At 71.2% G+C, this 12,187-nt stretch carries 12 protein-coding genes; 7 read left to right on the forward strand and 5 right to left on the reverse strand.

All coding sequences use genetic code 11. The features are described 5' to 3' along the window. Positions 1-111: 111 nt before the first annotated feature. Positions 112-1,350, reverse strand: a complete 1,239-nt coding sequence (locus tag DV20_RS09360) for a GDSL-type esterase/lipase family protein (RefSeq protein ID WP_043778419.1) — start codon at positions 1,348-1,350, stop codon at positions 112-114. A 188-nt stretch (positions 1,351-1,538) separates the two neighbouring features. Next, a complete protein-coding gene (locus DV20_RS09365; RefSeq protein ID WP_043778420.1) occupies positions 1,539-3,095 on the reverse strand; it encodes an alpha-L-arabinofuranosidase B in 1,557 nt (518 codons plus the stop codon). A gap of 318 nt (positions 3,096-3,413) precedes the next feature. Between DV20_RS09365 and DV20_RS09370 the strand changes: the two genes are divergently transcribed. Further along, the gene (locus tag DV20_RS09370) at positions 3,414-4,010 is read left to right on the forward strand and encodes a hypothetical protein (RefSeq protein WP_043778424.1); all 597 of its coding nucleotides are present in this window, start codon (positions 3,414-3,416) and stop codon (positions 4,008-4,010) included. 169 nt (positions 4,011-4,179) lie between these two features. Here the strand turns inward: DV20_RS09370 and DV20_RS09375 are convergent, their stop codons facing one another. After that, on the reverse strand, positions 4,180-4,572 hold the full coding sequence (locus tag DV20_RS09375) for a winged helix-turn-helix transcriptional regulator (protein WP_043778425.1): 393 nt from the start codon (positions 4,570-4,572) through the stop codon (positions 4,180-4,182). A 143-nt stretch (positions 4,573-4,715) separates the two neighbouring features. Here DV20_RS09375 and DV20_RS09380 point away from each other — a divergent pair, with 143 nt between their 5' ends. Further along, complete coding sequence (locus tag DV20_RS09380) at positions 4,716-5,573, forward strand: SDR family oxidoreductase (RefSeq protein ID WP_043778427.1); 858 nt, start codon at positions 4,716-4,718, stop codon at positions 5,571-5,573. A gap of 45 nt (positions 5,574-5,618) precedes the next feature. On the opposite strand, the gene DV20_RS09385 is transcribed toward DV20_RS09380, so the two are convergent. Beyond that, entirely contained in the window at positions 5,619-5,840 is a 222-nt protein-coding gene (locus tag DV20_RS09385) for a hypothetical protein (RefSeq protein ID WP_235190758.1), read from the reverse strand. Between the two features lie 183 nt (positions 5,841-6,023). Here DV20_RS09385 and DV20_RS09390 point away from each other — a divergent pair, with 183 nt between their 5' ends. From DV20_RS09390 to DV20_RS09400, 3 genes are all read left to right on the forward strand, one after another. Beyond that, on the forward strand, positions 6,024-6,890 hold the full coding sequence (locus DV20_RS09390) for a manganese catalase (RefSeq protein WP_043778432.1): 867 nt from the start codon (positions 6,024-6,026) through the stop codon (positions 6,888-6,890). A 146-nt stretch (positions 6,891-7,036) separates the two neighbouring features. Beyond that, entirely contained in the window at positions 7,037-9,217 is a 2,181-nt protein-coding gene (glgX, locus tag DV20_RS09395) for a glycogen debranching protein GlgX (protein ID WP_043778435.1), read from the forward strand. A 77-nt stretch (positions 9,218-9,294) separates the two neighbouring features. After that, positions 9,295-9,735 carry an SRPBCC family protein gene (locus tag DV20_RS09400; RefSeq protein WP_043778437.1) on the forward strand — a complete coding sequence of 147 codons (441 nt, stop codon included), beginning with the start codon at positions 9,295-9,297 and terminating at the stop codon, positions 9,733-9,735. A gap of 86 nt (positions 9,736-9,821) precedes the next feature. Here the strand turns inward: DV20_RS09400 and DV20_RS09405 are convergent, their stop codons facing one another. Next, entirely contained in the window at positions 9,822-10,301 is a 480-nt protein-coding gene (locus DV20_RS09405) for a DUF4383 domain-containing protein (RefSeq protein WP_051735867.1), read from the reverse strand. Between the two features lie 215 nt (positions 10,302-10,516). On the opposite strand from DV20_RS09405, the gene DV20_RS09410 reads away from it, so the two are divergent. Together DV20_RS09410 and DV20_RS09415 are read left to right on the forward strand one after the other, a co-directional pair. Beyond that, the gene (locus DV20_RS09410) at positions 10,517-10,966 is read left to right on the forward strand and encodes a hypothetical protein (protein WP_043778439.1); all 450 of its coding nucleotides are present in this window, start codon (positions 10,517-10,519) and stop codon (positions 10,964-10,966) included. A gap of 20 nt (positions 10,967-10,986) precedes the next feature. Next, positions 10,987-12,138 (forward strand): zinc-dependent alcohol dehydrogenase, encoded by a 1,152-nt coding sequence (locus DV20_RS09415; RefSeq protein WP_235190759.1) that lies wholly within the window; start codon positions 10,987-10,989, stop codon positions 12,136-12,138. Positions 12,139-12,187: the final 49 nt, after the last annotated feature.

Genomic DNA, 12,187 nt, shown 5'->3' on the forward strand with positions numbered 1-12,187 from the left:
GGGAAACAGCCGGGTCGGGGTCACGCGTGAACCGTCGGCTCGCGGCCCCGGAAGGGCCCGTTCGAACCGGTTCGAGCGGGCCGTTCGGGTCCGTGGGTGAGACGTGCGGGGTCAGCGGGCGAAGACCCGGAGGTCGATCGAATCGCCGAGGCGGCGGTCGCCTGCCGCGTTCGGGTGGTAGCAGTCGGTGCGCCAGTCCGCGCGGATCACCGTCGGGTCGGCCGGGTCGCGCAGCACGGCGTCGAAGTCGAGCACCGCGTCGAACGTCCCCGACGTGCGGATCCACGTGTTCACCGCGAGCCGGGCCTGCTCCTTCGCGCTGCCGGCCGCGTTGCACATCGGCAGGACCGTCGCGCCGACGATCCGGCGCCCCGCCGCGTGCACGCGCCCGGCGATGGTGCGCATGGCGTCGACGACCTGCGCCGCCGGCGCGGGCGGTGCGTTGTCGCCGCCGCCGAGGTCGTTCGTGCCCTCCAGCAGCAGGACGTACCGCACGCCAGGCAGGGAGAGCACGTCGCGGTCGAGCCGGAGCGGCGCGGGCGGGCCACAGCACTGGCCGGTGGGGTCGTACGGGTTCGGCTGGACACTGACGGTGTTGCCGCTGATCCCCGCGTTGGCCACCGACAGCCGCCGCGACGGCGGGAGCGTGCCGATGCGCTCGGCGAGCACGTCGGTCCAGCGCGGACCGCCGCCGAAGGCGTTGTAGCCGTCGGTGATCGAGTCGCCGAGCGCGACGATCGTGCCGCGGGCGGGCGACACGGCGCTGATCGCGTCGGCCCACCACAGGACACCGGGCGCGAAGGGCCCGTACGCGCTCCCCGACTCGTCCGCGCCGGCGTCGCCGGGCCCGGCGGAGGTGAACGACCCCGGTGTGTCCTTCTCCGGTGGCGGGAAGGTGTGGTCGTTGACCGGCGCCCCCGGCGCGTACACGCTCACCGCGACGTGGTCGCCGCGCCGGACCGGCAGCGGCAGCGGATCGGTCCACGCGCTCGCGCCGGGCGGGATCGTCACCGCGTGCCGGAAGCCGAACGTGGCCCGGCGGTTCGATCTCGGCGCCAGCGCGGGCGAGTCCGTCGACGGCTGCCGGCCGACCCACACCGACCGCACGGTCATCGCGGTACCGCCGAAGGGATTGCTCAGCCGGACCCGCAGGGCCGTCCCGGTCGCGGTCACGGTGAGCACGTTGCGGACGGTGACGTCGGGGGCGGTGCCGTGCACGCCTTGGAGCGCGGACTCGGTCAGGGTCACCCACCCCGGTGGAGCACCGTGCGAGGGCGCCGCTTCCGCCGTCACCGGGCTCAGCAGCGACGCGGAAACGGCCAGGACCACTGCGGTTCGGCGCAGGCGCATCCGAGGCGTCCTTTCTGGTGCTGAGAAGACGACCGGCCGGCCAGCCCCGTCATGTCCAAGACAACACTTTCCGCCGGAGCGCTCTCCGCCGAGCGTAACCCAGGTTTCGCGGTCCCGGCAAGACACCGGAAAGCGCTCTCACGGGCCCCGCCCGATTGCCGGGCGGGGCGCGTGACGGGCGTTGGCGATCAGGACGCCCACGGTGAGCTGACGAGCCAGCTCACGTCGTCGCTGTAGGCGTTGGCGCTGTCGAACGTGTTCGACCCGCCGTTGGCGGCGATGTAGACGATGTTGTCGTAGTGGCGGACGTACCGGTCGGAGAAGTTGAGCGACCGGAGCGAGGCACCCTGGCCGTTGCGGCCGGCCTCCGGGCAGAACGTCGCGTCCTGGGCGAACAGCGCGCTGCCGTCGTTGGCCTGCAGGTACAGCCGGTAGTTCTGGTGCCGCAGGTACTGACCGGCCGCGTTCTTCGACTCGAACGACACGCACGAGCCGCTGCCGAGTCCGGTTCGGACGGTCCAGGACGCGTTGCCCTTCTCCGTGGCCGAACTGCCGCTGCCGATGACCGCGGTGTCCACAGTGGAGCCGGTGTGGTGGATGTAGCGGTCGGTGCAGCAGGCGGTGGTGGCGCGCAGCGAGACGGACGTGCCCGGCGTCAGGCCGGTGTTCACGGAGCTCGTGGCGTAACCGGCCGCGGTGATGTTGGCCTGCACCGCGTTTTCCGTGGCGTCCGAGGGATAACCGGACGTCATCACGCCTTCGTAGAACGTGCCGCGGGCGCCGACGCTGTTGTCACCGCCGATGCCCAGGATGATCGCGCCTTCCTTCTTCATCGGGTTGTAGCCCGCGACGTTCGGGCGCACGCCGTCGTAGAAGGTGGACACGCCGCCGGACTGGGCGTTGCCGCCGCGGATGGCCCAGTGGTTGGGGCCGCCCTTGACGATGGCGGTCAGGAAGCGGTGGCTGATGCTCGGGTCGTTGGCGTTGTAGTGCTGGTTGACGCCGGAGAACAGGCCGTTCTCGAGGTCGGCCATGATCCACGGCCCGTTTCCGGCACCGTAGCCCCAGACCTTGATGTTGCCGAAGTAGATGGCTTCCATCGTGCCGTTGCCGTTGTCCCGGCTGTTGCGTTCGGCGTTGCCGTAGTCGAAGCAGCAGCCGCCGTTGTAGTGCGTGCCGTCGAAGATCGCGTACATGCCCTCCGGCTGGTCACCGGTCGCGATGCCGTTGGTGTTGTTGTTGCGGTAACCGGTTCCGGGCGCCACGTAGACGCCGTAGGCCTTGTGGCCGCCGACGGTGATGGGCGCCGCGGTGGCGTTGGCGAGGTTGTCGTAGCCGCCCGCGGCCGGCCCTTGGAACCCGCCGGGTGGCGCCTGCGTGAGGCGGTTGTTCCGGCCGGTCTGGTCGTAGATGACCGTGATCAGGCAGGTCGTGCCCGCGCAGAACGAATCCTGCGTCGACGCGTCGGCCACGCCACCCGCGGTCAAGGGGGCGATGTCGCGCGTGGTGTTGTCGGACGCGCGCCGGACTTGGTACAGCGGACCGGTGTAGGCGCCGTACAGGGCCCGGGTGGTGGAGTGCGCGGCCACGCACGGCGTGCCGCCGGCCGCGTAGATGTCGCACGGCCCTTGCGTGGCCGCCTGGGACGTACCGCCGCCGGCGATCAGGCCGGTGACGAGGGTGCCGGCGGCGATGAGGGTCGCCGCGATGGCGCGTGGACGGGCATATCTCGGCTGTCGTGCCATGGGTGAACTCCCGCTGGGGTACGGAAATCGTCGAATTCGACAGGGGCGCGGGCCGGCGACGGTGCCAACCTCCTCCTCGATCACCGACACGCAGGAACGGCACAAGCGGAGCGATTGTGAGCGCTAACATAACGCCCGCGCGGACGGAGTGCAATGGCCGGTTTTCCCGCCGCGGACGGAATCGGACACGACGGATCCGTTGGCTCCCTTGCCCTCCGCGCCCCCGCGTGCCTGCCAGCGGACGCGGCCGGGTCGCCGCACCGGGCGGTAAGAGTTCGGTAACCACCGGACGGGCCGGGCGGCCGATACCGTCGGGCGATGCTTCACTCTCGATGGTCGCGTGCCGCCGGGTACGCCGCACCCGGACTCGCGCTGGCGGCGTCCGGTCTGGCCCATCCCCTCGCGCTCGGCCCGGCGAGCGCGCCGTGGTGGACCACCCTGCACGTCGTCCTGCTGCCGGTGTTCCCCTTGCTCGCGGTGGCGCAGTGGCTGCTGCTCTCGTCCGCACCCGCGGCGCTGCGCCGTCCGGGCCGCCTCGCGGCGTTCGGGTTCGCGGCGTTCTACGGCGGCCTCGACGCCGTGGCCGGCATCGCCGCCGGAACCGTGGTCCACACCGAGCACGCCGTCACCCCGGTCACCGGAGCGGTGTTCGGCATCGGTGACACGCTCGGCCACATCGGCGCGCTCTGCTTTCTCGCAGCCAATGCCCTGATCGTCGCGGCGGTCGCGCGGGAAGCTTCGTGGCGCGCCGCACCGGGAGCCGCGGTGCTGCTGGCCGCCAGTGTTTCCTTCTTCGACAGCCACATCTTCTGGCCGCGGGGCGTGCTGACGATGCTGGTCGTCGCGGCGGGGATGTTCCTGCTCGCCGCGGCCCGGAAACCGTTGCCCGCCAAGACGTCCGGCTCGACCGGCTAGGGCGAGTCCGGTAATGGCGTGCTGAGCACCGAGATCCATCTTGCTGTCGAAGGGCAAGGCCTGCCGGTCCGGATCCTGCTCACCCCCGGCCCAGCCACCCGCTACGCCAAGCCATCGCCGCCGTCGTCCTCCGGCTCCGATGACTTACAGGACAGCTCCTAGGCCAGCGTCACGCGCCGGCGGCTTTCGCCGCGTCGTACCGCGCCTGGGCCGCCGCGACGCCGGGCACGCTCGCCTCCAGGACCTCGATCAGTCCCGCCAGCCGCTGGGCGACTTCGCGTCCGGCGGGTGTGAGGCTGTACTCCACGTGCGGCGGGATCGTCGGCCGCGCCTCCCGGTGCACGAACCCGTCGCGCTCCAGCGCCTGCAGCGTCTGGGCGAGCATCTTCTCGCTGACCCCCTGCACCCGGCGGCGCAGCGCGTTGAACCGGAACACGCCGTCGTTGAGCGCGACGAGCGCCAGCACACCCCACCGCCCGGTCACGTGCTCCAGCACGGCCCGGGACGCGCACGCGGCACTGAACACGTCGGCGACCAGCGCCTCGTGCTCGGCGTCGGGCACGCCGTCGGCTCGTTGTCCATCCACGCCTCGATACTACCCAAGAGTTTGCACAATGGATGTGACGGCACTAACAATCAGTTGGTACTTTCTAAAAGTTAGTACATGCTCCAGAGACCAGTTACTTGAACCTTCAAGGAGTTCTCATGATCGTCGTCACCGGCGCCACCGGCCACCTCGGCCGGCTCGTCGTCGAAGGCCTGCTCGAGAAGCTGCCCGCCGACCAGGTCGTCGCCGCGGTGCGCACTCCGGAGAAGGCCGCCGACCTCGCCGAACGCGGTGTCGAGGTCCGCCGCGCGGACTACTCCGACCCGGAAAGCCTGGTCGCCGCGCTCAAGGGCGCCGACAAGGTGCTGCTGGTCTCGAGCAGCGAGGTCGGTCAGCGCGTCGCCCAGCACCAGGCGGTCGTCGACGCGGCCGGGCAGGCCGGCGTCCGCCACCTCGTCTACACCAGCGCGCCGCGGGCGACGACGTCGGCGCTCGTGCTGGCCCCGGAGCACAAGGCGACCGAGGAACTGATCCAGGCCTCCGGCCTGCCCGCCACGATCCTGCGCAACAACTGGTACAACGAGAACTACGCCGACACGATCAAGCAGGCCGCCCAAACCGGCAGCTTCGTCGGCAGCGCCGGTGACGGCCGCGTCGCCAGCGCCACGCGGGCCGACTACGCCGCGGCCGCGGTCGCGGTGCTGACCGGCGAAGGCCACGAAGGCAAGATCTATGAACTCGCCGGCGACGCCACCTGGACGAACGCGGACCTCGCCGCCGAGATCGGCAAGGCGACCGGCCGCGAGATCACCTACGTCGACCTGCCGGCCGACGAGCACGTCAAGGCACTGACCGATGCGGGTCTCCCGGAGCAGGTGGCCGGCTTCCTCGCCGCGCTGGACGCCGGCATCAAGGACGGCTTGCTCGCCGAGACCACGCCCGACCTGCGTACCCTGATCGGGCGCCCCAGCACGCCGATCGGCGTCACCGTGGCCGAGGTCGTCGGCACGCTCTGAACCACGCCACGGTGGGGAGCCTCCTGGCGGGGCTCCCCACCGGCGTCATCCCGGCCGGCCGGGATGACGCCGCGAAACGCTGTTCTCCCGCAACGGCGGCTGCCACACCCGGGGTTCGGGGGACTCGCCGTCGTCGCCGGGCTGGTCGAGCGGGTCGGTCCCGTTCTGCCAGCGAGCCCAGTGAGCCGCGCACATCCTCCGCCAGAGGGCCGGCTCGTCGCACTGGTACCGCCGGCAGGTCGGCACCCGCTGCTGGTGATCGCTCACGTATCGCTCCACTCGCCATCGAACGTTCCGCGTTCAACTACCACAGCGACGGTGGCGTTGTCGATCCTCTCCTCCCCGGCGCGGGCAGCGGGAGATGCGGGTGATTAACCGTCCGCTAACCGGGAAAGCCCCCTGGACCGCCGGCCCCCGCCGGCACCACCCCGGACGACGGAGGGAATTCTCGTGTTCCGTCACACGAAGCTGCTGCAGTTCGAAGCCAAGCCCGAAAAGCCGGACGCCGTCTACGCCCGCAAGCTCCAGGAACTCATCGGCGGCGCGTTCGGTGAGATGACCGTGACGATGCAGTACCTGTTCCAGGGCTGGAACTGCCGCATCGAAGGCAAGTACAAAGACCTGATCATGGACACCGCGACCGAGGAAATCGGCCACGTCGAAATGCTCGCCACCATGGTCGCCCGCCTGCTCGAAGGCGCCCCCGCGACCGTCACCGCCGAAGCCGTCAAGGACCCGGTGATGGCCGCGACGATCGGCGGGATGGACGTCCAGCAGGCCATCGTCGGCGGCGGCGGGGCGCTGCCCGCCGACAGCAACGGCTACCCCTGGAACGGCAAGTACATCGTCGCCTCCGGCAACCTGCTCGCCGACTTCCGCGCCAACGTCGCCGCCGAAGCGCAGGGGCGGCTGCAGACCGCCCGGCTGTACAACATGACCGACGACCCGGGTGTCAAGGCGATGCTCCAGTTCAACCTCGCCCGTGACACCGTCCACCAGAAGCAGTGGCTGGCCGCGATCGAAGAGCTCCAGGCCGACGGGTTGGAAGGCGACATCGCCCCCGGCGCACTGCTCGACGAAGAAGACCAGACCCACAACCACACGATCTGGCACCTCTCCGACGGCCCCGACGGCGCCAAGGGCGCCAGCTGGACCACCGGCGCCGGCATCGAGTACCTGATGGACCCCGAACCGCTCGGCGGCCCCGGCACCGCGCCGAAGCCCGACCCGGCGCTCTTCGGCACCTACGCACCCCTGCAGGACGCCAAGGGCACGGCCAAGGGCAAGGCCAAGGAACTCAAGAACAAGCTGACCTGACGCCCACCGGCGATCGGCGCGGGACCGTTGAACGCACAGCGGTCCCGCGCCGGGTGGTGCGTCCGGGTGAGGAGGGCGACGTCACGGTGTCCGGGGCGGCCGGGGTGGGTATCCCGGGTCGAGATCCCTCGCACAGTGGAGGCCCAGTGCAGCCTTGGCCCGGTTCCCCCTACCCGCTCGGAGCCGATTACGACGGCGTCGGCACCAATTTCGCGCTCTTCTCCGAGGTCGCCGACCGCGTCGACCTCTGCCTGTTCGACCCGGACGGAACCGAGACCCGGATCCGGCTGCCGGAGGTCGACGGCTTCGTCCACCACGGCTACCTGACCGGCGTCGGTCCCGGCCAGGAGTACGGCTTCCGGATCCACGGACCGCACGACCCCGCCCGCGGGCTGCGCTGCAACCCCGCGAAGCTGCTGCTCGACCCGTACGCCAAGGCCGTCACCGGCCGGGTGGACTGGGACGAATCCGTGTTCGGCTACCGGTTCGGCCGTCCCGAGGAGCGCAACGACGACGACTCGGCGGCGCACACCGTCCGCGCGGTCGTCGTCAACCCGTACTTCGATTGGGCGAACGACCGGCCGCCGAACGTGCCCTACAACGAGTCCGTCGTCTACGAGGCCCACGTCCGCGGGCTGACGAAGCTCCACCCGGACATCCCGGAGGAGCTGCGCGGGACCTACTCCGGGCTGGCGCACCCGGTGATGATCGAGTACCTCAAGACCCTCGGCGTCACGGCCGTCGAGCTGATGCCGGTCCACCAGTTCCTGCACGACCACGCCCTCACCGAGCGCGGGCTCGCCAACTACTGGGGCTACAACACCATCGCCTTCTTCGCGCCGCACAACGAGTACGCGGCGTCGATCATGTCCGCCACGCCGGGCAGCGAGGTGCACGAGTTCAAGGCGATGGTGCGGACGCTGCACGAGGCGGGCATCGAGGTCATCCTCGACGTCGTCTACAACCACACGGCCGAGGGAAACCACCTCGGGCCGACGCTGTCCATGCGCGGCATCGACAACCAGGCCTACTACCGGCTGGTGGAGAACGACCCGCAGTACTACATGGACTACACCGGCACCGGCAACTCGCTCAACGTGCGCCAGCCGCACACCCTGCAGCTCATCATGGACTCGCTGCGCTACTGGGTGACCGAGATGCACGTCGACGGCTTCCGCTTCGACCTCGCCGCCACGCTCGCCCGCGAGTTCTACGACGTCGACCGGCTGGCCACCTTCTTCGACCTGGTCCAGCAGGACCCCGTGGTCAGCCAGGTGAAGCTGATCGCCGAGCCGTGGGACGTCGGGCCGGGCGGCTACCAGGTCGGCAACTTCCCGCCGTTGTGGACGGAGTGGAACGGCGCCTACCGGGACACCGTCCGCGACTTCTGGCGGGGCGAGCCGGCGACGCTGGGCGAGTTCGCCTCGCGCATCACCGGCTCGTCGGACCTCTACCAGAGCGACGGCCGCCGCCCGTTCGCGTCGATCAACTTCGTCACCGCCCACGACGGCTTCACGCTGAACGACCTGGTGTCGTACAACGAGAAGCACAACGAGGCCAACGGCGAGGACGGCCGCGACGGCGCCGACGACAACCGCTCGTGGAACTGCGGCGCGGAAGGCCCGACCGAGGACGAGAAGGTCCTCGACCTGCGGGCGCGCCAGCGCCGCAACATGATCGCCACGCTGCTGCTGTCCCAGGGCGTGCCGATGCTCCTGCACGGCGACGAGCTCGGCCGCACCCAGCAGGGCAACAACAACGCCTACTGCCAGGACAACGAGCTGTCCTGGGTGGACTGGTCACTGCTGGAGCGCAACCGCGAGCTGTTCGAGTTCACCTCGGCGGTCGTCGACCTCCGCCACCAGCACCCGGTGTTCCGCCGCCGCCGGTTCTTCGCCGGGCGCCCGATCCGCCGCGGCGACGAACTGCGCGACATCGCCTGGTTCACCCCGGCCGGCGACGAGATGACCGACCAGGACTGGGAAGCCGGCTTCGGCCGCAGCATCATGGTGTTCCTCAACGGCACGGCGATCCCCGACCTCGACGCCCGCGGCGAGCGGGTGGTGGACGACTCGTTCCTGCTGTGCTTCAACGCCCACGACGACGACATCACCATGACGATCCCCGGCGGCTACGGCGAGGAGTGGGCGATCGTGCTCGACTCCGCGACGGGCGAGGTGTTCCACCGGTCCGTGGGCGGCGTCCTGGTCGGCGGCGTGGCGGGCGACCAGCTGGCGACGCCCCGCACGGTGCCCGGCGACGGCGAGCTGGTGGTCGGCGGCCGGTCGCTGACCGTGTTGCTGCGCACCAAGGACCAGGAGGGGTAACACCGCTCACGCGGGGTAGCCGGGACGGGCCGGGCCGACGCGGCCCGGCTACCGCCGCGTGAACGGAAGGCACCCCCATGGACAAGGCCACGTACCGCATCGAGGTCCACGCCCCGGCCCAGGCCTGCTACGACTGGTGGCGGCCGCTGACCCGGCTGCCGGAGATCTTCTCCGACGTCGAATCCGTCGAGGCGGTCACCGGCGACGAAACGCGGACGCGCTGGAAGGTGGCGGGCCCGGCCGGCTCCACCGTCGAGTGGGAAGCGCGGATCACCGAAGACGCCGCACCGCACCGGCTCGCCTGGACCACGGTCGCGGAGTCCGACCCCGACGTCACCAACGCCGGCGTCGTCCTCTTCGAAGACCTGGGCGACGGGCGCACCGGACTCGAAGTGAGCCTCGAGTACGCCCTGCCCGGCGGCAAGCTCGGAGAGGCGGTGGCCGCCCTGCTGGCGAATCCGCAGAACAAGGTGGAGCGGGCCTGCACCGAGTTCAAGCGGATCATCGAAGCCCGGTAGCCGGCGGTAGAGCACGGCGCGGGACGTCGGCGGGCCATGGTGAGGCAGCCGCCGACGTCCCCGGTGACCACGCGGTGCGTGGCTCGTCAGCCGAGGCCGGGACCCCGGGTGGCGTGCGGGCCCGGACCGGCGGTGCGGCCGGCGCGGGCGGTGAGCAGGCCGAGGGCGATCATGCCGACGCCGAGGCCGAGGTGCAGCCAGTTGTCCGCGGTGTTGACCGGCACGAAGTTCGCGTCGCTGCCGTGGTCGATGAGCAGCCCGTAGAGCCACAGCACCAGGTAGACGGCACCGCCGACGATGAGGAACAGCCGGGCGCCGCGCGCGGTGCGGGCCGCGGCGAGGCCGGCGACGCCGAACAGCAGGTGGACGATGTTGTGCAGCACCGAGACCATGAAGACGCCCAGCAGCATGGCCATCGAGTCGTGACCGGCGAAGCTCAGCTGGTCGTAGTCCGTCGTGATGCCCGGGACGAAACCGAGCACGCCGACCAGCAGGAAGACGACCGCTACGACCGCGGCGGCGACCTGCACGGGGGTCCTGGTGCGGGTGGGGGAAGCGGTGGACATGGGCGGTTCCTTTCGGCGATCGCGCCGCCGCCGGACCGCGTGGTCCGTGGTCCGGCCGGTGGACGGCGCTACGCCGGACGGCATACCCGCCCGGACCGGTGTCAATCCCCGGTCCGGGTCTCACTCCGGTTGCGAACACGGCCGGTCGTCCCGCGTGTGTCCGGCGGCGATCCGGGAAGCCGGAGCCCAGCGTGTCGTCGAGGAAAGGACCCGGCATGAAGTGGCCGATCGGAGCACTCGCCGTGGCGGGCATCGCGGCCGGCACCGCCGCGGCGCGGCGGAAGCCCGCGGAGCCGGACCGCTGGCTCGGCGTGACCGTCAACCTGCCGCCGGACGAGGTCGAGCGCGACCCGCGGCTGCGGGAGGCCTTCGCGGAACTCGCGGAGGACGCCGAAACCCGGGTGCGTCCCGCTCCCGGCGGGCACGGCACGGAACTGGCGGCCCGGCCGCGGCGGCCGGCGGGGTCCGGGCTGAGCGGCGCCGCCCGGCGGCTGGCCGGCCGCGATCCGCGCCAGCCGGTGCGCAGCGCGCTCCGGGACGTCAAGTCGCTGCTGGAGACCGGCGAGGTGCTCCGCACCGACCCCCCGACGACCGGGAAGCCGACCCCGGGCGGGCTGGTGCTGCGGCTGGCGACCCGGCGCGCGGGTGGGGAGGGACGGCTGTGAAGGCCCTGTGCTGGCAAGGCGTGAACCAGCTTTCCGTGGAGACCGTCCCCGACCCGGAGATCCGCAACGAGCAGGACGTGATCCTCAAGGTCACCGCGACCACGACCTGCGGCTCCGACCTGCACCTCATCGGCGGCTACATCCCGGCGATGCAGGCCGGGGACGTGCTCGGCCACGAGTTCCTCGGCGAGGTCGTCGAGGTCGGCTCGCAGGTCCGCAAGCACAAGGTCGGCGACCGGGTGGTCGTCTGCTCGTTCATCGGCTGCGGCCGCTGCTGGTACTGCGCCCACGACCTGTGGTCGCTGTGCGACAACAGCAACACGAACCCGGGCCTCGGCTCGGCGCTGTTCGGCTACGAATCCGGCGCCGTCTTCGGCTATTCGCACGTCATGGGCGGCTTCCGCGGCAGCCACGCCGAGTACGTCCGGGTTCCCTTCGCCGACTACGGCGCCTTCGGAGTGCCTGAAGGCCTCGACGACGACAGCGCGCTGTTCGCCTCCGACGCGGCCCCGACCGGCTGGATGGGCGCGGACCTCGGTGGCGTGCGGCCGGGTGACGTCGTCGCCGTGTGGGGCTGCGGCGCGGTCGGGCAGCTGGCGGCCAAGGCGGCGATGCTGCTCGGCGCCGAGCGGGTGTTCTCCATCGACCGGTTCGGCTACCGGCTGCGGATGACCGAGCGGCACATCGGGTCGGAGACGATCGACTACTCCGCCACCGACGTCGGCGCCGAGCTGCGCGAACGCACCGGCGGCCGCGGGCCGGACGTCTGCGTCGAGGCGGTCGGCATGGAAGCGCACAGCGCCGGGGTGCACCACGCCTACGACCAGGTCAAGCAGCAGCTGCGGCTGGAGACCGACCGGCCGGACGCCGTGCGCGAGGCGATCTACTCGTGCCGCAAGGGCGGGACGGTGTTCATCCTCGGCGTCTTCGCGGGCGTCGTCGACAAGTTCCCGCTCGGGGCCGTCATGAACAAGGGCCTCACCGTGCGCGGGGCCCAGCAGCACGGGCAGCGGTACGTGCCGATGCTGCTCGACCGGATGGCCCGCGGCGAGCTGCCGACCGGCCACCTGGCCACCCACCGCCTGCCGCTGGCGGACGGACCGCGAGCCTACGACCTGTTCAAGCACAAGAAAGACGACTGCCTGCGCGCGGTGCTGCACCCGGGCGGCTGAGAGCACCCGACCGCCGCGTGTATCCGCGCCAGGTCCGGGTATACGCGCG

This window comes from Amycolatopsis rifamycinica (genome assembly GCF_000695625.1).
GTDB lineage: Bacteria > Actinomycetota > Actinomycetes > Mycobacteriales > Pseudonocardiaceae > Amycolatopsis > Amycolatopsis rifamycinica.